General features: G+C 70.3%; 18 protein-coding genes. 13 read left to right on the forward strand and 5 right to left on the reverse strand.

Annotated features, from left to right (window positions below):
• Nucleotides 1-228 precede the first annotated feature (228 nt).
• Both ACFWU3_RS13740 and argF read left to right on the forward strand, forming a co-directional pair.
• Nucleotides 229-1,461 carry an arginine deiminase gene (locus ACFWU3_RS13740; RefSeq protein ID WP_384435751.1) on the forward strand — a complete coding sequence of 411 codons (1,233 nt, stop codon included), beginning with the start codon at nt 229-231 and terminating at the stop codon, nt 1,459-1,461.
• A gap of 62 nt (nt 1,462-1,523) precedes the next feature.
• On the forward strand, nt 1,524-2,549 hold the full coding sequence (gene argF / locus ACFWU3_RS13745; RefSeq protein ID WP_384435754.1) for an ornithine carbamoyltransferase: 1,026 nt from the start codon (nt 1,524-1,526) through the stop codon (nt 2,547-2,549).
• An 18-nt stretch (nt 2,550-2,567) separates the two neighbouring features.
• Here argF and ACFWU3_RS13750 read toward each other — a convergent pair whose 3' ends face one another.
• The gene (locus ACFWU3_RS13750) at nt 2,568-3,056 is read right to left on the reverse strand and encodes an ATP-binding protein (RefSeq protein ID WP_384435757.1); all 489 of its coding nucleotides are present in this window, start codon (nt 3,054-3,056) and stop codon (nt 2,568-2,570) included.
• Nucleotides 3,057-3,275: 219 nt separating this feature from the next.
• Between ACFWU3_RS13750 and ACFWU3_RS13755 the strand changes: the two genes are divergently transcribed.
• The gene (locus ACFWU3_RS13755) at nt 3,276-4,103 is read left to right on the forward strand and encodes an enoyl-CoA hydratase family protein (RefSeq protein WP_384435760.1); all 828 of its coding nucleotides are present in this window, start codon (nt 3,276-3,278) and stop codon (nt 4,101-4,103) included.
• 110 nt (nt 4,104-4,213) lie between these two features.
• Nucleotides 4,214-6,526 (forward strand): bifunctional salicylyl-CoA 5-hydroxylase/oxidoreductase, encoded by a 2,313-nt coding sequence (locus ACFWU3_RS13760; protein WP_384436158.1) that lies wholly within the window; start codon nt 4,214-4,216, stop codon nt 6,524-6,526.
• 140 nt (nt 6,527-6,666) lie between these two features.
• On the opposite strand, the gene ACFWU3_RS13765 is transcribed toward ACFWU3_RS13760, so the two are convergent.
• The gene (locus ACFWU3_RS13765) at nt 6,667-7,473 is read right to left on the reverse strand and encodes a PaaX family transcriptional regulator C-terminal domain-containing protein (RefSeq protein ID WP_384435763.1); all 807 of its coding nucleotides are present in this window, start codon (nt 7,471-7,473) and stop codon (nt 6,667-6,669) included.
• A 4-nt stretch (nt 7,474-7,477) separates the two neighbouring features.
• Entirely contained in the window at nt 7,478-9,094 is a 1,617-nt protein-coding gene (locus tag ACFWU3_RS13770; protein ID WP_384435765.1) for an AMP-binding protein, read from the reverse strand.
• 130 nt (nt 9,095-9,224) lie between these two features.
• Here ACFWU3_RS13770 and ACFWU3_RS13775 point away from each other — a divergent pair, with 130 nt between their 5' ends.
• The 5 genes from ACFWU3_RS13775 to ACFWU3_RS13795 all read left to right on the forward strand — a co-directional run bounded on the left by ACFWU3_RS13775 (nt 9,225) and on the right by ACFWU3_RS13795 (nt 14,880).
• Nucleotides 9,225-10,367, forward strand: coding sequence for an acyl-CoA dehydrogenase family protein (locus ACFWU3_RS13775; RefSeq protein ID WP_384435767.1), 1,143 nt, complete (start codon nt 9,225-9,227; stop codon nt 10,365-10,367).
• On the forward strand, nt 10,364-10,762 hold the full coding sequence (locus ACFWU3_RS13780; RefSeq protein WP_327679292.1) for a RidA family protein: 399 nt from the start codon (nt 10,364-10,366) through the stop codon (nt 10,760-10,762). Before ACFWU3_RS13775 ends, ACFWU3_RS13780 begins: the two co-directional genes overlap by 4 nt.
• Nucleotides 10,763-10,807: 45 nt before the next feature.
• On the forward strand, nt 10,808-11,653 hold the full coding sequence (locus tag ACFWU3_RS13785; RefSeq protein ID WP_384435770.1) for an alpha/beta fold hydrolase: 846 nt from the start codon (nt 10,808-10,810) through the stop codon (nt 11,651-11,653).
• A gap of 86 nt (nt 11,654-11,739) precedes the next feature.
• Nucleotides 11,740-13,284, forward strand: coding sequence for an MFS transporter (locus ACFWU3_RS13790; RefSeq protein ID WP_384435773.1), 1,545 nt, complete (start codon nt 11,740-11,742; stop codon nt 13,282-13,284).
• A 138-nt stretch (nt 13,285-13,422) separates the two neighbouring features.
• Nucleotides 13,423-14,880: a PP2C family protein-serine/threonine phosphatase gene (locus ACFWU3_RS13795; protein ID WP_384435776.1), complete on the forward strand. Its 1,458-nt coding sequence runs from the start codon at nt 13,423-13,425 to the stop codon at nt 14,878-14,880.
• Nucleotides 14,881-14,913: 33 nt separating this feature from the next.
• Here ACFWU3_RS13795 and ACFWU3_RS13800 read toward each other — a convergent pair whose 3' ends face one another.
• On the reverse strand, nt 14,914-15,297 hold the full coding sequence (locus ACFWU3_RS13800) for a hypothetical protein (RefSeq protein WP_384435779.1): 384 nt from the start codon (nt 15,295-15,297) through the stop codon (nt 14,914-14,916).
• 320 nt (nt 15,298-15,617) lie between these two features.
• Here ACFWU3_RS13800 and ACFWU3_RS13805 point away from each other — a divergent pair, with 320 nt between their 5' ends.
• From ACFWU3_RS13805 to ACFWU3_RS13815, 3 genes are all read left to right on the forward strand, one after another.
• Entirely contained in the window at nt 15,618-16,589 is a 972-nt protein-coding gene (locus tag ACFWU3_RS13805; RefSeq protein ID WP_384435782.1) for a hypothetical protein, read from the forward strand.
• Nucleotides 16,568-16,834, forward strand: coding sequence for a hypothetical protein (locus ACFWU3_RS13810; RefSeq protein WP_384435785.1), 267 nt, complete (start codon nt 16,568-16,570; stop codon nt 16,832-16,834). The genes ACFWU3_RS13805 and ACFWU3_RS13810 overlap by 22 nt, the downstream gene beginning before the upstream one ends.
• A 425-nt stretch (nt 16,835-17,259) precedes the next feature.
• Entirely contained in the window at nt 17,260-17,703 is a 444-nt protein-coding gene (locus ACFWU3_RS13815; RefSeq protein ID WP_384435788.1) for a nuclear transport factor 2 family protein, read from the forward strand.
• Nucleotides 17,704-17,796: 93 nt separating this feature from the next.
• Here ACFWU3_RS13815 and ACFWU3_RS13820 read toward each other — a convergent pair whose 3' ends face one another.
• Entirely contained in the window at nt 17,797-19,326 is a 1,530-nt protein-coding gene (locus ACFWU3_RS13820; RefSeq protein WP_384435791.1) for a helix-turn-helix domain-containing protein, read from the reverse strand.
• 777 nt (nt 19,327-20,103) lie between these two features.
• On the opposite strand from ACFWU3_RS13820, the gene acnA reads away from it, so the two are divergent.
• Nucleotides 20,104-22,818 (forward strand): aconitate hydratase AcnA, encoded by a 2,715-nt coding sequence (gene acnA / locus ACFWU3_RS13825; RefSeq protein WP_384435794.1) that lies wholly within the window; start codon nt 20,104-20,106, stop codon nt 22,816-22,818.
• The last annotated feature ends 34 nt before the right edge of the window (nt 22,819-22,852 follow it).

A 22,852-nucleotide genomic window follows, 5' to 3' on the forward strand; every position in this document is an offset into this window, starting at 1 on the left:
CCGGCCCGGCGGTCGCAGCCGCCGCGGCTGCCCGGTCCGGGGTTTGCCGCCGCAGCGGACCCCGGACCGGCACGCAGGCAATCGAGCCCGTTCAACGGTGTGCGGGCATTCGCGTCCGGACGCGAACCGCCGTCGAAATGCCCGATGCGGCGCCGGCAAACATCAGGATTCATCGTTTGACTGGCCATTCGCCGGGTGAACGGCGCATTGCGCGGTGAGGATGGGGACATGGGATTCCACGTCGACTCCGAGACCGGGCGGCTGCGCCGGGTCATACTGCACCGGCCCGACCTCGAACTGAAGCGCCTCACTCCGAGCAACAAGGACGCGCTGCTCTTCGACGACGTGCTGTGGGTGCGCCGAGCCCGCCACGAGCACGACGGGTTCGCGGACATACTGCGGGACCGCGGGGTGGAGGTGCACCTCTTCGGCGATCTGCTGCGCGAGTCGCTGGACATCCCCGAGGCACGCAAGATCGTGCTGGACCGGGTCTTCGACGAGAAGGAGTACGGTCCGCTCGCCACCGACCACCTCAGGGTCGCCTTCGACGAGTTGCCGACTCCCGATCTGGTCGAGGCACTGGTCGGCGGGATGACCAAGCGGGAGTTCCTCGCCGGTCACCCCGAGCCGACGTCCGTCCGTTTCCATGTGATGGACCTCGACGACTTCCTTCTCGACCCGCTGCCCAACCACCTGTTCACCCGCGACACGTCGGCCTGGATCTACGACGGTGTCTCGATCAACGCCATGCGCTGGCCCGCCCGGCAGCGCGAGACGGTCCACTTCGAGGCGATCTACAAGTACCACCCGCTCTTCACGAGCTCGCAGGCCGGACCGTTCCATCACTGGTCGGAGGGGCAGGACGACTACCCGTCCACCATCGAGGGCGGCGACGTGCTCGTCATCGGCAACGGCGCGGTGCTCATCGGGATGAGCGAGCGCACCACGCCGCAGGCGGTGGAGATGCTGGCGCGAGGGCTGTTCGCGGCCGGCTCGGCGCGCACGATCGTGGCGCTGGACATGCCCAAGAGACGTGCCTTCATGCACCTCGACACCGTGATGACCATGGTCGACGCGGACACCTTCACGCAGTACGCGGGACTCGGCATGCTGCGCTCGTACACCATCGAGCCCGCGGACGGTTCGAGCGGTCTGAAGGTGAGCGACCATCCTCCCGAGCACATGCACAGTGCGATCGCCGCGGCGCTGGGGCTCAAGGAGATCCGGGTCCTCACGGCGACCCAGGACGTTCACTCGGCGGAGCGGGAGCAGTGGGACGACGGCTGCAACGTTCTCGCGGTCGAGCCGGGCGTCGTCGTCGCGTACGAGCGCAACGTCACCACCAACACGCATCTGCGCAAACAGGGCATCGAAGTGATCGAGATCCCCGGCAGCGAGCTGGGGCGGGGCAGGGGCGGGCCGCGCTGCATGAGCTGCCCGGTCGAGAGGGATGCTGTATAGCAATACAGGTGTTCGTATACACTTCCATGGTCACCGCATTTCGCGACACAGGAGCAGCCGCCATGGCCATACATCTCGAAGGCCGCCACTTCCTCAAGGAGCTCGACTTCACCGCGGAGGAGTTCCGCGGTCTGGTCGAGCTGGCCGCCGAGCTCAAGGCCGCCAAGCAGGCCGGCACCGAGGTGCAGTGGCTGCGCGGGAAGAACATCGCGCTGATCTTCGAGAAGGCCTCGACGCGTACACGCTGCGCGTTCGAGGTCGCGGCCGCGGACCAGGGCGCCGCGACGACGTACATCGACCCGTCGGGCTCCCACATCGGCACCAAGGAGTCCGCCAGGGACTCCGCGCGGGTCCTCGGCCGGATGTTCGACGCGATCGAGTTCCGCGGTGACGCGCAGGCCACGGTCGAGGAACTGGCACGGTTCGCCGGTGTCCCCGTCTACAACGGCCTCACCGCGGACTGGCACCCCACGCAGATGCTCGCCGACGTGCTCACCATGGTCGAGCACAGCGGCAAGCCGCTCGGCGAGATCGCGTACGCCTACCTCGGCGACGCCCGCTTCAACATGGGCAACTCCTATCTGGTCACCGGTGCCCTGCTGGGCATGGACGTGCGGATCGCCGCGCCGAGGGCGTACTGGCCGGCCGACGAGATCGTGACGCGTGCCCGCGCGGCCGCCGAGTCCAGCGGTGCCCGCATCACGCTGACCGAGGACGTCGCCGAGGGCGTCCGGGGTGCGGACTTCGTCGCCACCGACGTCTGGGTGTCGATGGGGGAGCCCAAGGAGATCTGGGCCGAGCGCATCAAGGCCCTGGCGGCGTATGCGGTGACCATGGACGTGCTGCGGGCGACCGGCAACCCGGAGGTGAAGTTCATGCACTGCCTGCCCGCGTTCCACGACCTCGGCACCGCGGTCGGGCGGGAGATCCACGAGACGTACGGGCTGGGCGAACTGGAGGTGACGGACGAGGTGTTCGAGTCGGAGCACTCCGTCGTCTTCGACGAGGCCGAGAACCGTATGCACACGATCAAGGCGGTCCTGGTCGCCACGCTGGCGGGACCCGCCGGCGCCGCACTCTCCGGATAGTCATGCGGGGGAAGCGCGTCAGGTCCGCGACGGCAGTGTGAACCAGACGGCCTTGCCCTCGGCGGTCGCGCGGTGTCCGCAGTCCGAGCTCAGGGCCCGTATCAGCAGCAGTCCGCGCCCGTGCTCCTGCCACGGGTCCGGTTCGCCGCCCGGCACGGCGATCCGGCACAGATCCCCGGGCGGCGCGGGGTCGCCGTCGTGGACCTCCACCTGGCAGCCGCCCGCGAGCAGCTCCACCACCAGCTCTATGGGCGACTCGCTGGGCGTGTGCTCCACGGCGTTCGCGACCAGCTCGGCCGTCAGCAGCTCCGCCGTGTCGCTGTCCGCCGTCGCCTCGATCTCCGCGAGCGCCGTGCGGATCAGGGCACGCGCGATGGGCACCGCTGCCGTGGTGTGCGGCAGGGTGATGCGCCATGAGGCGGGGCCGGAGGCTTCGAGCAAGGCAGGTCCGTTCGGGGTCAGCTCTGGGTGGATCCGTTCACGAGGTGAGGTCCTGCCCTCCACCATAGGAATCGCGGCTGCGCGAACAAGGGGCGCAGGCCACCCTGGTCAGGACCTGTGTCACAACCGCTACAGGACCATTGCCGTGTCACGCCACGACTGTCGCGCACATCACAGCCCCGGGTCCCTCCCGGTCCGGCGTATAGCGCACTCGTGACGGCAGTCACGTACGAGTGATAGCTTCGAAGGGCAGGCAGGACCGCCGGCCGAGGGAGGCACCACTCCATGAGCCCCTTTCCCAGCTCAGCGCCGCGCGCGGACGCATGGCGTCATCTGCGCGTCACCACGGAGGACGGCGTCGCGACCGTCACGCTCGCCCGGCCCGAGAAGCTGAACGCCCTCACCTTCGGCGCCTACGCCGACCTGCGCGACCTGCTCGCCCAGCTGTCGCGCGAGCGCTCCGTGCGGGCGCTGGTGCTCGCCGGCGAGGGCCGTGGCTTCTGCTCGGGCGGAGACGTCGACGAGATCATCGGCGCGACGCTCTCCATGGACACCGCGCAGCTGCTCGATTTCAACCGGATGACCGGGCAGGTCGTCCGGGCCATCCGCGAGTGTCCCTTCCCGGTGATCGCGGCGGTCCACGGTGTCGCGGCCGGCGCCGGCGCCGTGCTCGCGCTGGCCTCCGACTTCCGGGTGGCCGACCCGTCCGCCCGGTTCGCGTTCCTGTTCACGAAGGTCGGGCTCTCGGGCGGTGACATGGGCGCCGCCTATCTGCTGCCGCGCGTCGTCGGGCTCGGACACGCCACCCGGCTGCTGATGCTCGGCGAAGCGGTGCGCGCGCCGGAGGCCGAACGCATCGGACTGATCAGCGAGCTGACGGACGAGGGACACGCGGACGCCCGCGCGGCCGAACTCGCCCGCCGTCTCGCCGACGGACCCGCGCTGGCCCTCGCCCAGACCAAGGCCCTGCTCACCGCCGAACTGGACATGCCGCTCGCCGCGTCCGTGGAGCTCGACGCCTCGACGCAGGCCCTGCTGATGACGGGCGAGGACTACGCGGAGTTCCACGCGGCCTTCACCGAGAAGCGCCCGCCGAAGTGGCAGGGCCGGTGAACCCCGCGGAAGCCGTAGGGCCGGCGAACCCGGTGGAAGCCGTGGACCCGGCGAACCCGGCCGCCGGCGGTCAGGAACCACGTACCTCCGGCCGGCCCGCTGGGACCCCGCTGCCCGGGACGGACGCCACCGGTCCGGGCGGCGGCCCGCGCCCTCTGCGCGTCGCCGTCATCGGCGGCGGACCCGGTGGTCTGTACGCCGCCGCCCTGCTCAAGCGGCTCGACCCCGCCCGCGACATCACCGTCTGGGAACGCAACGCCCCCGACGACACCTTCGGCTTCGGCGTCGTCCTCTCCGACGAGACCCTCGGCGGCATCGAGCACGCCGACCCCGTCATCTACCGCGCGCTCCAGGACGAGTTCGTCCGCTGGGACGACATCGACATCGTCCACCGCGGCCGCACCCTCACCTCCGGCGGCCACGGCTTCGCCGCGCTGGGCCGGCGCAGACTGCTGGGGATACTGCACGAGCGCTGCGAGTCCCTCGGCGTACGGATCCGCTTCCGCACCCCCGCGCCCCCCGCCGCCGAACTGGCCGCCACACACGACCTCGTCATCGCGGCCGACGGGGTCAACAGCCTCACCCGCGAGGCACACGCCGACGCCTTCGCGCCCCGGATCACCACCCACCGGTGCCGCTACATCTGGCTGGCCGCCGACTTCGCCCTCGACGCGTTCCGCTTCGAGATCGCCGAGACCGAGCACGGCGCGATGCAGCTCCACGGCTACCCCTTCTCGACCGACGCCTCCACCGTCATCGTCGAGATGCGCGAGGAGGTGTGGCGGGCTGCGGGCTTCGACACCTGCGACGAGCAGGAGTCCACCGAACGCTGCGCCAAGATCTTCGCCGACGCCCTCGACGGCCGGCCGCTGCGGAGCAACAACTCCGCCTGGATCGCCTTCCGGACGGTCGTCAACGACCGCTGGTCCCACGGCCGCACCGTGCTCCTGGGCGACGCCGCGCACACCGCCCACTTCTCCATCGGCTCCGGCACCAAGCTCGCCGTCGAGGACGCCCTCGCCCTCGCCGCCTGCATCGACGAGCAGCCGACCCTCGACGAGGCACTGGCCGCGTACGAGACCGAGCGCCGGCCGGTCGTGGAGTCGACCCAGCGGGCGGCCGCCGCGAGCCTGCGCTGGTTCGAGGAGCTCGGCACCTATCTCGGCCAGCCGCCGCGGCAGTTCGCCTTCAACCTGCTGACCCGCAGCCGCCGGGTGACCCACGACAACCTGCGGCTGCGCGATCCGGCGTTCACCGACGACGTCCAGAAGGACTTCGGGTGTCCGCCCGCCACGCCCCCCATGTTCACCCCGCTCCGGCTGCGCGGCCTCGAACTGCGCAACCGGGTCGTCGTCTCGCCCATGGACATGTACTCCGCGCAGGACGGCCTGCCCGCAGACTTCCACCTCGTCCACCTCGGCGCGCGGGCCCTCGGCGGCGCCGCGCTGGTCATGACCGAGATGGTGTGCGTGAGCGCGGAGGGCCGCATCACACCCGGCTGTACGGGCCTGTACACCGAGGAGCACGCGACGGCCTGGCGCCGCATCACCGACTTCGTGCACCAGCAGTCGCCCGGCACGGCCATCGGCGTGCAGCTGGGCCACTCCGGCCGCAAGGGGTCCACCAAGCTCATGTGGGAGGGCATCGACGAGCCGCTGCCCACCGGCAACTGGCCGCTCGTCGCCGCCTCACCGCTGTCGTACCGCCCGGGCGTCAACCAGATCCCGCGGGAACTGGACAGTGCGGGACTCGCGGACATCCGCGAACAGTTCGCGGACGCGACCCGCCGAGCGGTCCGCAGCGGCTTCGACCTCCTCGAACTCCACTGCGCACACGGCTACTTGCTGTCCGGGTTCCTCTCGCCGCTCACCAACCACCGCACGGACGCGTACGGGGGATCGCCGGAGAACCGGCTGCGCTTCCCCCTCGAAGTCTTCGACACCGTGCGGGACATCTGGCCCGACGACCGGCCCATGACCGTACGTATCTCCGCCACCGACTGGGCGGCCGGCGGCACCACCGCCGAGGACGCCGTGGAGATGGCCCGGGCCTTCGTCGCCCACGGCGCCGACGCGATCGACGTCTCCACCGGACAGGTCGTCGCCGAGGAACGGCCCGAGTACGGCCGCTCGTACCAGACGCCGTACGCCGACCGGATCCGCAACACCCTCGGTGTACCGGTCATCTCGGTCGGAGCGATCTCGTCCTGGGACGACGTCAACTCGCTGCTGCTGGCGGGCCGCGCGGACCTCTGCGCCCTGGCCCGCCCCCATCTCTACGACCCGCACTGGACGCTGCACGCGGCGGCCGAACAGGACTACACGGGCCCGGGTGCGCCCTGGCCGCTGCCCTACGGCGCGGGCAGCCGCAAGCCGCCGACAGGCCGCACGGACGCTCCCAAACCGAGGCTCACGCTGCGCTGAAGGGGGTGGCACGGACGGCGGGCGCGGACGAGCCCGTGCCGCGGCCCGCCACACCCGTCATGCCCGCCCCTGCCGACGCGCCTGTCACGCCCGCCGCACCCGTCACACCCGTCGTGCCCGCCACACCCGTCGCGGCCCCCTCACGTCTCGACGAAGACCGCTCCCGCGTCCCGCAGCAGCTCGTGCAGACGGGTGAACACCTCGGCGGAACGGCCGCCCGGCCAGCCCTCCGGAAGCAGTTCGAGCGGCAGCCCGGGATCCACGTACGGCAGCCTGCGCCACGAGTCCAGCGCCCGCAGATAGTCCCGGTAGGCCTCCTCGGGCGAGCCTGTGTGCCCCGCCGACCAGATCCGCAGCACCGGCTCGTGCGCGTCGAGGAACTCCTCGTGCTGCTTGGCGATCGCGCCCAGGTCCCACCAGCGCGCCACCGCCTCCGCCGTGGCCGCGAAGCCGAGGTGCTCGCCCCGGAAGAGCTCGACGTACGGGTCGAGCTGAAGTCGGCGCAGCGTGTGCCGGGTCTCCTGGTACAGCCGCGCAGGGGCGATCCACACCCCCGGCGCCGCCGACCCGAAGCCGAGACGGCCGAGGCGCGAGCGCAGCAGATGGCGCTTGTGGCGTTCGGCCTCGGGGACCGAGAAGACGGCCAGCACCCAGCCGTCCGTGAGCAGCGGCGCCGGCGGCTCGTAGATGCGCCGGTCACCGTCGTCGAGCAGTTGCCGGGCGTCCTCGGACAGCGCGTATCCGGCCGCGCCGTCGGGCGCGCGGCCGGCGATCAGCAGCCCGCGGCGCTTGAGACGGGAGACGGACGAGCGCACCGAGGGCGCGTCCACACCGAGTACCGCCATGAGCCGGATGAGCTCGGCGACGGGCAGGGGCCCGGGCCGTTCGCGTCCGTACGCGCCGTAGAGGGTGACGATCAGGGAACGGGGGGTGTGCTGGTCGGCCACGTGATCACTCTAGGGCCCGCAGGCGGAAGCGCTGCAGCTTGCCGGTCGGCGTGCGCGGCAGGGCGTCGAGGAAGACGATCTCGCGGGGGCACTTGTACGGCGTGAGCCGGTTCTTGACCGACTCGGTGAGCGCGGCCACCGTCTCCTCGCCCCGGGAGACCCCGTCGCTCAGGACGACGTAAGCCACCACGATCTGCCCGCGCAGCCCGTCCTCCCGCCCGATGACGGCGGCCTCGGCGACGTCCGGGTGGTGCAGCAGTGCCTCCTCGACCTCGGGTCCTGCGATGTTGTAGCCGGCGGAGATGATCATGTCGTCGGCACGGGCGACATAGCGGAACCAGCCGTCCGGATCGCGTACGTAGGTGTCGCCCGTGAGGTTCCAGCCGTCGCGCACGTAGTCCAGCTGCCGCGGGTCGCTCAGATAGCGGCAGCCGATCGGGCCGCGGACCGCGAGCAGCCCCGGTTCGCCGTCCGGGACCGGTGTGCCGGAACGATCCACCACCCGCGCCTGCCAGCCGGGCACCGGGACGCCCGTCGTGCCGGGCTTGATGTCCTCGTCGGCCGCGGAGATGAAGATGTGCAGCAGTTCGGTCGCGCCGATGCCGTTGATGATGCGCAGACCGGTCCGCTCCAGCCAGTCCTGCCAGGTGGCGGACGGCAGGTTCTCACCGGCGGACACGCAGCGGCGCAGCGAGCCGACGTCGTGGGTGTCCAGGTTGTTCAGCATCACGCGGTAGGCGGTCGGCGCGGTGAACAGCACCGAGACCCGGTGCTCGGCGATGGCCGGCAGCATCTGCAGCGGACCCGCCTGTTCCAGCAGGAGCGCGGAGGCACCCGCCCGCATCGGGAATATGACCAGTCCGCCCAGGCCGAAGGTGAAGCCGAGCGGCGGGCTGCCGGCGAAGACGTCGTCCGGCTCCGGTTTCAGCACCTGTGCGGAGAAGGTGTCCGCGACGGCGAGCACGTCCCGGTGGAAGTGCATGCACCCCTTGGGGCGGCCGGTCGTGCCGGAGGTGAAGGCGATCAGTGCGACATCGTCTGCGGCCGTCTCCACCGCGGTGAACGGCTCCGCGGACTGCGCGGCGGCCAGCTGGAGCAGGTCGTCGGGGGAGTCGCCGCCGTACGAGGTGATCCGCAGCCCCGGCACCTCGGCCTTCGCCAGGTCGTCGAGCGAGCGGATGTCGCACAGGGCATGGCTGACCGCGCCGATCTCGCACACGGTGGCCAGCTCTCCCGCCCGCTGCTGGGCCAGCACGGTGACCGCGACCGCACCCGCCTTCAGCACGGCCAGCCAGCAGGCCGCGAGCCAGGGGGTCGTGGGGCCGCGCAGCAGGACGCGGTTGCCCGGGACGACCCCGAGGTCGGTCGTGAGGGCGCGGGCGATGCGGTCGACCCGCTCGCGCAGGTCTCCGTACGACCAGATCTCGCCCCCTCCGGTACGGAAGACGGGCCTGTCCGCCCCGAAGCGGTCGATCGTGCGGTCCAGCAGCTCGGCGGCGCAGTTGAGCCGCTGGGGATGGTGCAGAGCGGGCAGCTCGAAGAGGAGTTCCGGCCACTGCCCGGCGGGCGGGAGGTGGTCGCGCGGAAAGGTGTCGACGTGGGCCGAGGGTGTCAGCTCCATGGTGCGCCCCCTTCTCGTCGTGGGGTCGTGAATGGAGCGTATCGTTAAGGTGACGACAGTCAATGGTCCGCGATACTGTGCTTCTCCGGGGGCCACCGCCGGACCCCCGGCCGTCGAAGTGGGGGCACGAATGCCCGTATTCTCGCTCGATCCGGCTCAGACCGCCTGGTGTGCGGAGCTGCGCACCCTGGCCGCCGAGACGCTCCGCCCGCTGGCGGAGAAGGGCGAACCGGGCCGGGTGAACCGCCCTCTGGTCGCCGCTCTCGGCGAGCGCGGCCTCCTCGCCCGCCTCTTCGGCGCGGGCGCGCTGGAACTGTGTCTGCTGCGCGAATCGCTCGCCCACGGCTGCACCGAGGCCGAGACCGCACTCGCCCTCCAGGGCCTCGGCACGTACCCGGTCGTCCAGGCCGGCACCCGCACCCAGCAGGAACGCTGGCTCCCCGAGGTCATCGCGGGCCGCGCCGTCGCCGCCTTCGCGCTGAGCGAGCCGGACGCCGGATCGGACGCGGCCGCCCTCGCGCTGCGGGCCGAACCGGACGGCGAGGGCTGGCGGCTGACCGGCGAGAAGCGCTGGATCTCCAACGCCCCCGAAGCCGACTTCTGCACCGTCTTCGCCCGCACCACCGAGGGCGCGGGTGCCCGCGGGGTGACCGCCTTCCTCGTACCGGCGGACCGGCCGGGACTCGGCGGACAGGCGCTGGAGATGCTCTCGCCCCATCCCATCGGCGCCCTGACCTTCGACGGCGTACCGGTCACCCGGGACGACATGCTCGGCGAGCCAGACCGCGGCTTCCGCGTCGCCATGAACACCCTGAACCTCTTCCGCCCCAGCGTCGGCGCCTTCGCCGTCGGCATGGCGCAGGCGGCCCTGGACGCCACGGTGGAGCACACCGCCCGCCGCACGGCGTTCGGCGGCCCGCTCAAGGACCTCCAGTCCGTCGCCCACCAGGTCGCCGAGATGGCGACCCGCACGGAGGCGGCGCGGCTGCTGGTGTACGCGGCGGCCGAGGCGTACGACGACGGCGCCGCCGATGTGCCCAAGCGCTCCGCGATGGCGAAGCTCCTCGCGACGGAGACGGCGCAGTCCGTCGTCGACGCGGCCGTCCAACTCCACGGCGCGCGTGCGCTGCAGCGTGGCCATCTGCTGGAGCATCTGTACCGTGAGGTGCGGGCTCCCCGGATCTACGAGGGCGCCACCGAGGTCCAGCGCTCGATCATCGCCAAGGAGCTGTACGCCGGGAAGCCGTACGCCGCCAAGGAGCCGCCCGTATGAGCCTGCACCGCCACAACCCGGCCGAGCTCTCGCCGCCCACCGGCTTCACGCACGCCGTCACGGCGACGGGGACCCGGCTGGTGTTCCTCGCCGGACAGACCTCGCTGGACATGGGCGGCAAGGTCGTGGGGGAGACCCTCACCGAACAGTTCGAGACGGCCCTGGCGAACCTGCTGACGGCCCTCGCCGGCGCCGGCGGAGCACCGCAGGACCTGGCCCGGGTGACCGTCTACGCCACCGATGTCGAGGACTATCGCGCCCATGCGCACGAACTGGGCACCATCTGGCGGCGGTTGGCGGGTCGTGACTATCCCGCGATGGCCGTCATCGGTGTCGTACGGCTCTGGGACGAGCAGGCGATGGTGGAGCTCGACGGTATGGCGGTCCTGCCGTAACGCACCCCCCGCGACACCGTCATGACCTGGACCGAGGGATGTGCCATGCCGGAGATCGAGCTGCGCGCCGGGACGATCGCCTACGAGGACACCGGCGGCCCCGGTCCCGTTGTCGTCCTGCTGCACGGCCTCGTCCACGACGCGACGGTCTGGCGCAAGGTGATCGCGGATCTGCGCCGGGACCACCGCTGCATCGCCCCGACCCTGCCCTACGGTGCCCACCGCACGCCGATGCGCGCGGACGTCCCGCTGAGCCCCGACTCCGTGAACGAGTTGATCGCGGAGTTCCTGGAGCGGCTCGACCTGTGCGCAGTGACGCTCGTGGAGAGCGACTGCGGACGCGCTCAGACCGTCGCGGGCCGGCATCCGGAGCGGCTCGCGCGGCTGGTGCTCATCTCCTGCGAGGCTTTCGACAACTACCCGCCCGGTCTGCCGGGCAAGATGATCTCGGTGGCCTGCAAAGTCCCGGGCGGCGTCGGCCTGCTGGTGCGCACGCTCGCCCTGAAGCCGCTGCGCCGGCTGCCCGTCGGCTTCGGCGCGCTCACCAAGCACGGCGTACCGGACGACGTCGTCGACGCATGGCTGCGGCCGCTGCTGACCGACCGGGCGATCCGGGCCGACTTCCGGCGCTACGGCAACGCCGTCCGCAAGAACGAACTGCTCGAAGCGGTCGACGGGCTGCGGGCATTCGACCGTCCCGCCCTGGTGGTCTGGGCCACCGAAGACCGCATGATGCCGCGTGAGCACGGCCGGCGGCTGGCCGAACTGCTGCCCCGGGGACGCCTGCTGGAGATCGACGACAGCCGTACCCTCGTCGCGGAGGACCAGCCGCAGCGCCTCGCGAGCGCCCTGCGGGCGTTCATCGCGGAACCCGCGGCAGCGGGCTGTTGATCGACTGGTGGCGCCGGGTGCCCGGGTTTACCGTCGATTAGTGGACGGAACCGTCTACTCACCGCTGTGTGAGGGCACGATGCGCCATGACGAGCTCGCAGCCGACACCCGCCTCGCCGACCACTACGCCGGACTCCGGCGGCGGCCACGGAATAGCCCTTCTCGTCATAGCGTCCTGCCAGCTCATGGTGGTTCTCGACATCACCATCGTGAACATCGCGCTCCCGCACATCCAGAGCTCGCTGGACTTCTCCACGACGAGCCTGGCCTGGGTGGTCAATGCCTACACCCTGACCTTCGGCGGACTGCTCCTGCTCGGCGGACGCGCCGGTGACATCCTCGGCCGGCGCCGGGTCTTCATCTTCGGTGTGCTGCTCTTCGCACTCGCCTCCTTCCTCGGCGGATTCGCCCAGAACGAGGCCCAACTCCTCGCCGCACGCGCCCTCCAGGGCGTCGGTGGCGCCATCGCGTCGCCGACCGCTCTCTCGCTGATCACCACGACATTCCCCGAAGGCCCGGCCCGCAACCGGGCGTTCGGTGTGTTCGCCGCCGTGTCCGCGGGCGGCGGAGCGATCGGCCTGCTCGCCGGCGGCATGCTCGTCGAATGGCTCACCTGGCGCTGGGTGTTCTTCGTCAATGTGCCCATCGCTCTGATCATCGTGCTGCTGACCCCCCGCCACATCAACGAGTCCGAACGCCATCCAGGGAACTTCGACCTCCTCGGGGCACTGACCTCCACCCTCGGCATGGTCGCGCTGGTCTACGGCTTCATCCGGGCCGCCCAGGAGGGCTGGCGCGATCCGGTCACGCTCGGCTCGTTCGCGGCGGCGGTGCTGCTGCTCGCGTCGTTCATCATGGTCGAGCGCCGCTCGTCCCAGCCCATCACACCGCTGCACATGTTCGCCGACCGCAATCGCGCGGGCACGTACGGCATCATGCTGAGCCTCGCGGCAGCGATCTTCGGGATGTTCTTCTTCCTCACGCTCTTCGTCCAGAACGTCCTCGACTTCAGCCCGCTCATGGCAGGTCTCGCCTTCCTTCCCGTCAGCGCCGTCATCGCGGTGGGCGCGGGGGTGGCTTCCCAACTCCTGCCGAGATTCGGGCCGAAGCCCTTCATGGTCACCGGTGCGATCCTCGCCGCGACCGGGCTCGGCTGGCTCACGCAGACCGACATCCACTCCACGTATCTCGGCAGCATCCTCGGACCCATGCTGATCTTCAGCCTCGGTATGGGTATGCAGTTCGTCTCGCTGACGCTGATGGCGGTCTCCGGAGTGGCGCCGGCCGAGACGGGAGCGGCCTCCGGCCTCCTCAACGCCACCCAGCAGGTGGGCGGTTCGCTGGGACTGTCCATCCTGGTCACGGTGTTCGGCACCGCCAGCCGCAACGAGGCGGAGGACCAGATCGCGGACTTCATGACCAACGCCACCCCCGCGGCACGGCTGATCTTCCAGCGCACGGGGCAGTTGCCGGCGCACTGGGGCGACGAGGTGCTGACCTCCGGGGTCTCCGCGGCCTTCGTGGTGGCCGCGATCTTCACGTTGATCGCCGCCGTGATCGCTCTCCTGGTGATCCAGGTCCGTCCCTCCGACCTGGAACGGCTGAAGGGCGGGGTCACCCCCGGCCCCTGACACCACCCGCCCGACACCACCCCCTGCCGCCACGCGGCTCTCACCAGGCCCTTCTGTCCCACGGCCGGCAGGCCGGATGCGGTGTCACGTGGGGCGCACGAGACTGAGATCATCGCCCGGGAGGGAGGAGGTGATCGTGTGCGGGCCGACTCGCCTGACGGAGACGGGAGTGCGTCCCAGGCGGTGGGCCTCGCCGTGCTCGACACGGACATGAAATACCTCTTCGCCGACCCGTCCTACTGCCGGATCTCGGGCGAAGTACGCGCGGGCCTGGAGGGCCGTGGCATCAGCGCCCGCGCGGCGCTCAGCGTCGGCGCCGCGCCGCTGCCGGCCGCCGTGCTCGCCGACGGACACACCCGGTCGTTCGCTACGCCCGCCACACGCTGCACGTGGGAGCGGCTCACCGTCCACGGCGAGGTACTGGGTGTGGTGGTGCTGGTCACCGAGACCGTCACCACGACCGACCGGCTCCGCATCGCCGAGGCCGCCGACCGGATCGGCACGACCCTGGACGAGCGGGCCACCTTTCTGGAGGTCGTCAGCTTCCTCCACTCCGAACTGGCCGACGCCGCCGCCGTCGACCTGCTGCCGGCGGAGCCGGCGGCCCACACCGGCACCGTGGCGGACCGGGTGGCCTCCGCCGGTCGGGTCGAGCTGCTGCCGGACCACCCGCCCCGGGCCGTCCTGCGCGGGCGCCCGGTCCTCGGGGAAGGGCGGCTCGCCCTGCCGCTCGCGCTGAAGGGCCGCGTCCTGGGGGCCGTGACGCTCGCCCGCGCCGACGGCGACTTCACCGACCGCGATCTGCTGATCGCCCAGTCAGCGGCCCGGCGGGCGGCCGTCGCCATCGAGCACGCCCGGATGTTCGCCCAGGCCCAGCGCACGGCGGTCGAACTCCAGCGGGCTCTGCTGACCGACCCCGGCCTGCCGCACCCCAACCTCCAGCTCGCCACCCGCTACCTGCCCTCGGGCATGGGCACGCTGGTGGGCGGCGACTGGTTCGAGACGGTACGGCTGCACTTCGGCCGCACCCTGCTGGCGATGGGCGACGTCATGGGCCACGGCGTCGAGGCGGCGGTCGACATGAACAGCTACCGCTCGGCCCTGCGGGACTTCGCCTCCGCCGACCTCCCGCCGCACCGCGTCCTGCGCCGCCTCGACCAGGACATCTCCGACGCCGACACCCGCCGTCCGGCGACCTGCCTGCTGGCCCGCCTCGACCCGGCCCGCGGACTGGCCACGTTCTCCAGCGCCGGCCACCTCCCGCCCGTGGTCTTCAACCGCGAGGGAGTGGCGGACCTGATCCGCGTCCCGGTCGGCCCCCCGCTCGGCACGGGCCTCGGCGGCTACGACATCCTGTCCCGATCCCTCGACCCCGGGGACACGCTCCTGCTGTTCACGGACGGCCTGGTGGAACGCCGCGGCGAGGACATCGACGCCTCCCTCGCCCGCCTGGCCGCGGTCCGCCCCGACCCGAAGGGCTCACTGGACGACCTGGTGGACGAGGTCCTGAGTGAACTGGACGCGGCGCACGCGGAGGACGACGTGGCCTTGATGGCGGTGAGGATCCGGCGCAAGGCGCCGGGGGAGGAGGGGTGAGCGCGCGGCACGCGGGCGAGTCCCTGAGGGGCGTCAGCACTGGTCGACGGAGTCCGAGGGGTCCTTCCCGATGTTGACGTTGCCGCCCCACACCCAGGCGGTCCGATAGGTGGCGGGCGAGGCGCTGTCGAACACCGTTCCCCGGTACCAGATATCGGTCGTGTAGCCGCCGGCCGTGACGCGGTCGCCCTCCAGATAGCAGACGCCGTCCATATAGAAGCGGTCCACCTGGGGGCCCGTGTTGGCGAGCAGTCTGGCCACAACGAAGGGGCCTGTACGGACGTTGCTGTTCGGCTGCAACGACACGTAGAACCCCGAAGTCCCCGCGTGAGCGGTCCCCGCGGCGACACCGGTCATGGTGGCGGCTCCCACGAGCGCGAGACCGGCGGCGGCGAGGCGGGTGCGATTCCTGGGCATGGGGCGCTCCTTGAAGTGTCTGCGAGGACGGGGCTGCTTCGCTCAGGGGACGGGTCCCGCGGGCTTGTCGTATGACACCGGTCTCCCTTGATTTCGGAGTGCGAGCAGGTGCCATGAGAGCCCCTGTGGCCCTGCGTCACAGGTGAGAGTCCGTCAGGGGTGATCTGCCGGGCCTGTTCCCGGTGCTCCCGCGTTGCGAGATCCCTCAAGGAGGAGAAGAGTGGTTCTTGTATCGCCTGTGCATCGTTGAGCTGTAGATCTCCATGCCACGGGCCGTCGTCGCCTTCAGAACCGGGTTCCTCGGGGCGCCAAGAAAGTACGTGCAGAGCACACTTGGAACAGCCATGTCGAGAACTGCCCAGCAACAAGTCTTCCGTTTCGTCGGTGCGTCCTGCCTGGCTGCGGCGCTCGCGCTGTCGCCGGGCCTGGCGAGTGCTGAGGCAGCACCCCAAGCACGCGCTGAAGCAGCGACCGCGCTGCCGGCAGCACCAAGTCCTCCTTCTCCACCGCCGGCGGAAGAAGAGCAGCCTCCGCCGCCCCCGCAGGAGCAGGAGCAGCCGCCTCCGCCGCCCCAGGAGGAGGAGCAGCCGCCTCCGCCGCCCCAGGAGGAGCAGGAGCAGCCTCCGCCTCCGCCCCCACAGGAGGAGCAACAGCCTCCACCTCCGCCCCAGGAGGAGGAGCAGCAGCCCCCGCCGCCCCCGGCGGAGCAGGAGGCGGACTTGAAGAAGCTGACTCCTGACCTGAAGAAGGACGTTCAGGAACTGACGAATCAGCAGGACGCCCCGCAAGAGCTCAAGGAGACGGCAACCAAGCTGAACGACACGCTCAAGGTGATCGAGAACCCGAACACACCGCTCGCGGAGCGGGTCACGCTCGCGAACATCGTGAAGCAGTCGTCGGACGTCCTGGCGAATGTCGACAAGTCGAACGCGTCGCCCGAGGTGAAGGCGGCAGTGACCAACACCGTGGAGCAGTCGACGGATGTCCTGGTGGATGTCGGCAAGTCGGATGCGCCGTCGTCAGTGAAGGTGGCGGTGAACAACACCGTGGAGACGACGACGAGTGTCCTCGTGGACGTGCTGAAGTCGGATGCGCCGTCGTCGGTGAAGGTCGCGGTGACGAACACGGTGAAGACGACGACGAGCGTGCTGGTGGACGTGCTGAAGTCGGACGCGTCGCCGGCGGTGAAGGTCGCGGTGACGAACACCGTCGAGACGACGACGAGTGTGCTGGTGGACGTGCTGAAGTCGGATGCGCCGTCGTCGGTGGGGTGTCGGCGACCAATGTCGTGAAGTCGACGTCGGAGATCCTGGTTGCTTCTCTTAAGGCTGGTACGCCACCGGCGCAGCAGAAGGCGGCAACGAACTTTGCGAACCAGGTGAACAACACCCTGAAGACGGCCCAGAACCCGAAATCCTCGTCCGAGCAACGGTCTGCGGCAACAAAGAAGCTGACCCAGTGGGACGACTCGCTTCCGAAGTGCCTGCAACAGAACCCGTTCCAGGAGTGCGTGGCCTCGGCGACAACTGGCCGGTGAAGTGCCGGTGCCTGCATCGGATTCCAGCAAAGGACAGGGGAGCGGCCCCCGCAGCACCCGCGGAAGGTGCGCTGCACAAGGGGGCCGCTCCTTCGGCCGGTCCTCCGTGCACGCCGAACGCGCTTGCTGAAGGAAAGCGCCCTGCGGAGATGTGCCTCCGGCGGGGGAGTCCACCATAGGCCTGACGTAACGGCATAGCCCTTGCCTGAGCCGGCGACTCTCGGCAGACTCACACGCCCCGACGGAGTCCCATCCCCGGCGCAGACCTCCACGGTTGCCCCCGGCCACGGGGCAGGGCTCGGTCGATCAGGCTCCGCATTACCCCCGACGTAATCGACCCCACCGCGCCACCACGGCACCCTGGAACACGTCAGCGGGACCCCCGGCGAGGGATCCCGAATCGCAGGCCCCGAGGAGCGCGCACCATGTCTCTCACGTCCCCCGACACCACCGCGAGTTCCACCGCCGACGCCACCCGTCACGTCGTCCAGGAGTTCATCGCCGCCCGGGTGGCCGGTGACGTCGAGCGGCTCGTCGAGATCTTCGCCGACCAGGTCGACTGGCAGCTCGCCGAGAACCCCGTCGTCCCGTGGATCCGCCCGCGCTCCACCGGAGCGGAGTGCGCCGCCCAGTTCACCGACCTCGCCGAGCACACGGTCGCCGAGGACGCGCGGGCCTCCGTCGACACCTTCCTCGTGGACGGCGCCGACGCCGTCCTGATGGGGCACCTCTCGGGAACCGTGCGGGCCACGGGAAAGACCTTCGAGGGCCCTTTCGCCCTCCACCTCACGGTCGAGGAGGGCCGGATCACCCGGCACCACCTGTACGAGAACAGCCTGTCCATCGCCGAGGCGTGCACCGCCAAGTGAGCCCGAGTTTCAAGGCCGTCGGCCGTGTCCGGACCATGCCGGTGACACGGCCGACGGCCGGCACGCTGCCAGGAAGCAGTACCCGCGGCGGGCTCAGATGTCCCGGAAGATCTCGATCTGCGCCCCCACCGAGTTCAGCCGCTCCGCCAGCTCCTCGTAACCCCGGTTGATCACATACACATTGCGCAGGACCGATGTCCCCTCCGCCGCCATCATCGCCAGCAGCACCACCACCGCCGGGCGCAGGGCCGGCGGGCACATCATCTCCGCCGCGCGCCAGCGGGTCGGGCCCTCGACCAGGACGCGGTGGGGGTCCAGGAGTTGGAGGCGGCCGCCGAGGCGGTTGAGGTCGGTCAGGTAGATCGCCCGGTTGTCGTAGACCCAGTCGTGGATCAGCGTCTTGCCCTGGGCCACCGCCGCGATCGCCGCGAAGAAGGGGACGTTGTCGATGTTCAGGCCCGGGAACGGCATCGGGTGGATCTTGTCGATCGGCGCCTCCAGCTTCGAGGGGCGCACCGTCAGGTCCACCAGCCGGGTGCGGCCGTTGTCCGCCGCGTACTCCGCCGTGCGGTCGTGGTCCAGGCCCATCTCCTCCAGCACCGCGAGCTCGATCTCCAGGAACTCGATCGGGACACGCCGGATGGTGAGTTCGGACTCCGTGACGACGGCGGCGGCCAGCAGGCTCATCGCCTCGACCGGGTCCTCGGAGGGGGAGTAGTCGACGTCCACGTCGATGGTCGGGATGCCGTGCACCGTGAGCGTCGTGGTGCCGACGCCCTCCACCCGTACGCCGAGCGCCTCCAGGAAGAAGCACAGGTCCTGGACCATGTAGTTGGAGGAGGCGTTGCGGATGACGGTCACACCGTCGTGCCGGGCCGCGGCCAGCAGGGCGTTCTCGGTCACCGTGTCGCCGCGCTCGGTCAGCACGATCGGCCGGTCCGGCGTCGTAGCCCGCTCCACCTCCGCGTGGTAGAGCCCTTCCGTCGCGGTGATGTCGAGACCGAAGCGGCGCAGCGCGATCATGTGCGGCTCGATCGTGCGCGTACCGAGGTCGCAGCCGCCCGCGTACGGGAGCTTGAAGGCGTCCATCTTGTGCAGCAGCGGACCCAGGAACATGATGATCGACCGGGTGCGCCGGGCAGCCTCCGCGTCGATGGCGTCCATGTCGAGCTGGGCGGGCGGCACGATCTCCAGATCCATGCCCTCGTTGATCCAACGGGTGCGTACGCCGATGGAGTTGAGCACCTCCAGCAGGCGGAAGACCTCTTCGATACGGGCCACGCGGCGCAGTACGGTGCGGCCCTTGTTGAGCAGGGAGCCGCACAGCAGCGCCACGCAGGCGTTCTTGCTCGTCTTGACGTCGATGGCGCCGGAGAGCCGGCGTCCGCCGACCACCCGCAGATGCATGGGACCGGCATAGCCGAGTGACACGATCTCGCTGTCGAGCGCCTCGCCGATGCGAGCGATCATCTCAAGGCTGATGTTCTGATTGCCGCGCTCGATGCGGTTCACAGCGCTCTGGCTGGTGCCGAGTGCCTCCGCGAGCTGTGTCTGTGTCCAGCCCCGGTGCTGACGGGCGTCACGGATGAGCTTGCCGATGCGTACGAGGTAGTCGTCTGCCATGGGGGCACGCTATCTCAGATATGAGATGTGGGCATGTGTGGGGGGCCTGTCGGAGTGACGAATCGTCAGCAAACGGGTGATTCTGTCGATTCACGGACAGTTCGGGGCGGCGAGAGGTCGGGCTGCCGGGCACGTCCCGGGCCGCCGCTCCTGTCGGCGGTGCCCGCCGTGGCCGGGTCGGCCGGCCGTGCGAGACGCTCCTGGCGAGGTCGGTGCGCGGCGGCCGGAGGCGGGTCCCGGTGGCGCATCATCGGCGTGCTCGGCCGGGCGTCGCCGGTCCTGATCGTGGTCGCCGCGTCCACCCTGGGGCCGTGTCGACGCGCGGTCGCGCGCGGTGCCGGGTGCGAAGCCGCCGGTCGCCGACCGCGTGGTCTCCACGGTCACGCCCAGTCGGTACCTGCCGCGCCGCTCAAGGCGCTCTCCGCGCGCACCCCCGGGCCGCCGACCGGGTGTGCCGAACGCCTGGTCCTCACGGCCGCGCCCAGCCGAAACGCGCCGCCCCACCCGAGCCGCACTCCATGCGCCCTCCACCGTCGGCGGAAATGACCCGGTTCGCCTGCCTGGACCCGCCCCGGGCATGAGGTCCGTCACCTGAGTCCGGGCATGACCGAGCCGCGGTCATGTACTAGAGTTATCTCGACATCGAGATATCTGCCGAAGGCGTACCGCAGCCGCCACCGGTAAGGGTTACCTAACTAAGCCTTACCTTAGCGGATCGGCGAGGAGCCGTGGCGGCAGCATGGACGTAGTACGCGCACATTGATGAAGGAGACTGTCGTGTCGGCGAACAGCTTCGACGCCCGCAGCACGCTGCGCGTGGGCGACGAGTCGTACGAGATCTTCAGGCTGGACAAGGTCGAGGGGGCCGCCCGCCTCCCTTACAGCCTGAAGGTGCTGCTGGAGAACCTGCTCCGCACCGAGGACGGCGCGAACATCACCGCCGACCACATCCGCTCCATCGGCAACTGGGACTCCCAGGCGCAGCCGAGCCAGGAGATCCAGTTCACGCCGGCCCGTGTGATCATGCAGGACTTCACCGGTGTGCCCTGCGTCGTCGACCTCGCCACCATGCGTGAGGCCGTCAAGGAGCTCGGCGGCGACCCGGCGAAGGTCAACCCGCTCTCCCCGGCCGAGCTGGTCATCGACCACTCGGTCATCGCCGACAAGTTCGGCACCGCGGAGGCCTTCGGCCAGAACGTGGAGCTGGAGTACGGCCGCAACAAGGAGCGCTACCAGTTCCTGCGCTGGGGCCAGACCGCCTTCGACGACTTCAAGGTCGTCCCGCCGGGCACCGGCATCGTGCACCAGGTCAACATCGAGCACCTCGCTCGTACGGTCATGGTGCGAGGCGGCCAGGCATACCCCGACACCCTCGTCGGCACCGACTCGCACACCACCATGGTCAACGGCCTGGGCGTGCTGGGCTGGGGCGTCGGCGGCATCGAGGCCGAGGCCGCGATGCTGGGCCAGCCCGTCTCGATGCTCATCCCGCGCGTCGTCGGCTTCAAGCTGACCGGAGAGCTGCCCGCCGGCACCACCGCCACCGACCTGGTCCTCACGATCACCGAGATGCTGCGCAAGCACGGCGTCGTCGGCAAGTTCGTCGAGTTCTACGGTGAGGGCGTCGCCGCCACCTCCCTCGCGAACCGCGCCACCATCGGCAACATGTCGCCGGAGTTCGGCTCCACCGCCGCGATCTTCCCGATCGACGACGAGACCCTGAAGTACCTGCGTCTGACGGGCCGCGACGCCCAGCAGGTCGCGCTCGTCGAGGCGTACGCCAAGGAGCAGGGCCTCTGGCTCGACCCGGCCGCCGAGCCCGACTTCTCCGAGAAGCTGGAGCTCGACCTCTCCACGGTCGTCCCCTCCATCGCCGGCCCGAAGCGTCCGCAGGACCGCATCGTCCTCGCAGGCGCCTCCCAGCAGTTCGCGCTCGACGTACGCAACTACGTCGAGGACGACGACGAGGCGGGCAAGGAGTCCTTCCCGGCCTCCGACGCCCCGGCCTCCACGAACGGCGTGCCGTCGCGTCCCACGACCGTCACGGCCCCCGACGGCTCGACCTACGAGATCGACCACGGCGCCGTCACCGTCGCCGCGATCACCTCGTGCACCAACACCTCGAACCCGTACGTCATGGTCGCCGCCGCGCTGGTGGCGAAGAAGGCGGTCGAGAAGGGCCTGACCCGCAAGCCGTGGGTCAAGACCACTCTCGCCCCGGGCTCCAAGGTCGTCACCGACTACTTCGACAAGGCGGGCCTGACCCCCTACCTCGACAAGGTCGGCTTCAACCTGGTCGGTTACGGCTGCACCACCTGCATCGGCAACTCCGGCCCGCTGCCGGACGAGGTCTCCAAGGCCGTCAACGACCACGACCTCGCGGTCACCTCGGTGCTCTCCGGCAACCGCAACTTCGAGGGCCGGATCAACCCCGACGTCAAGATGAACTACCTGGCGTCCCCGCCGCTGGTCGTCGCGTACGCCCTCGCCGGTTCGATGAAGGTCGACATCACGAAGGACGCGCTCGGCATCGACCAGGACGGCAAGCCGGTGTTCCTCGAGGACATCTGGCCGACCGAGGCCGAGGTCAACGACGTCGTGGCGAACGCCATCGGCGAGGACATGTTCAACAAGTCCTACCAGGACGTCTTCGCGGGTGACGCCCAGTGGCAGGCGCTGCCGATCCCGACCGGCAACACCTTCGAGTGGGACCCGCAGTCCACCTACGTGCGCAAGCCCCCGTACTTCGAGGGCATGACCATGGAGACCACCCCGGTCGAGGACATCACCGGCGCACGGGTGCTCGCCAAGCTCGGCGACTCGGTCACCACCGACCACATCTCCCCGGCGGGTGCCATCAAGGCCGACACCCCGGCCGGCAAGTACCTCACGGAGCACGGCGTCGAGCGCCGCGACTTCAACTCCTACGGCTCGCGCCGAGGCAACCACGAGGTCATGATCCGCGGCACGTTCGCCAACATCCGCCTGCGCAACCAGATCGCGCCGGGCACCGAGGGCGGCTACACCCGCGACTTCACGCAGGACGGCGCTCCGGTGTCGTTCATCTACGACGCCTCGCGCAACTACATCGAGCAGGGCACCCCGCTGGTGATCCTGGCGGGCAAGGAGTACGGCTCCGGCTCGTCCCGTGACTGGGCCGCCAAGGGCACCGCGCTCCTCGGCGTCAAGGCCGTCATCGCCGAGTCGTACGAGCGCATCCACCGCTCGAACCTCATCGGCATGGGCGTCCTGCCGCTCCAGTTCCCGGAGGGCGCGACTGCCGAGTCCCTCGGCCTGACCGGCGAGGAGACCTTCTCCTTCAGCGGCGTGACCGAGCTGAACAACGGCTCCACGCCGCGCACGGTCAAGGTCACCACCGACACGGGTGTGGAGTTCGACGCGGTCGTCCGCATCGACACCCCCGGTGAGGCGGACTACTACCGCAACGGCGGCATCATGCAGTACGTGCTGCGGAACCTGATCCGCAACTGAGCACGGCATGACGGCGGAAGGGCCGCACCCCCGG

Origin of the sequence: Streptomyces sp. NPDC058685, from assembly GCF_042714725.1 — a bacterium.
Classification (GTDB): Bacteria; Actinomycetota; Actinomycetes; order Streptomycetales; family Streptomycetaceae; genus Streptomyces.

What these genes read in the sequence shown, in the direction of transcription:
- ACFWU3_RS13740 (WP_384435751.1), top strand. Translation starts at nt 229, where the DNA reads ATGGGATTCCACGTCGACTCCGAGACCGGGCGGCTGCGCCGGGTCATA.
- argF (WP_384435754.1), top strand. Translation starts at nt 1,524, where the DNA reads ATGGCCATACATCTCGAAGGCCGCCACTTCCTCAAGGAGCTCGACTTC.
- ACFWU3_RS13750 (WP_384435757.1), bottom strand. Translation starts at nt 3,056, where the DNA reads ATGGTGGAGGGCAGGACCTCACCTCGTGAACGGATCCACCCAGAGCTG.
- ACFWU3_RS13755 (WP_384435760.1), top strand. Translation starts at nt 3,276, where the DNA reads ATGAGCCCCTTTCCCAGCTCAGCGCCGCGCGCGGACGCATGGCGTCAT.
- ACFWU3_RS13770 (WP_384435765.1), bottom strand. Translation starts at nt 9,094, where the DNA reads ATGGAGCTGACACCCTCGGCCCACGTCGACACCTTTCCGCGCGACCAC.
- ACFWU3_RS13775 (WP_384435767.1), top strand. Translation starts at nt 9,225, where the DNA reads ATGCCCGTATTCTCGCTCGATCCGGCTCAGACCGCCTGGTGTGCGGAG.
- ACFWU3_RS13780 (WP_327679292.1), top strand. Translation starts at nt 10,364, where the DNA reads ATGAGCCTGCACCGCCACAACCCGGCCGAGCTCTCGCCGCCCACCGGC.
- ACFWU3_RS13785 (WP_384435770.1), top strand. Translation starts at nt 10,808, where the DNA reads ATGCCGGAGATCGAGCTGCGCGCCGGGACGATCGCCTACGAGGACACC.
- ACFWU3_RS13790 (WP_384435773.1), top strand. Translation starts at nt 11,740, where the DNA reads ATGACGAGCTCGCAGCCGACACCCGCCTCGCCGACCACTACGCCGGAC.
- ACFWU3_RS13800 (WP_384435779.1), bottom strand. Translation starts at nt 15,297, where the DNA reads ATGCCCAGGAATCGCACCCGCCTCGCCGCCGCCGGTCTCGCGCTCGTG.
- ACFWU3_RS13815 (WP_384435788.1), top strand. Translation starts at nt 17,260, where the DNA reads ATGTCTCTCACGTCCCCCGACACCACCGCGAGTTCCACCGCCGACGCC.
- ACFWU3_RS13820 (WP_384435791.1), bottom strand. Translation starts at nt 19,326, where the DNA reads ATGGCAGACGACTACCTCGTACGCATCGGCAAGCTCATCCGTGACGCC.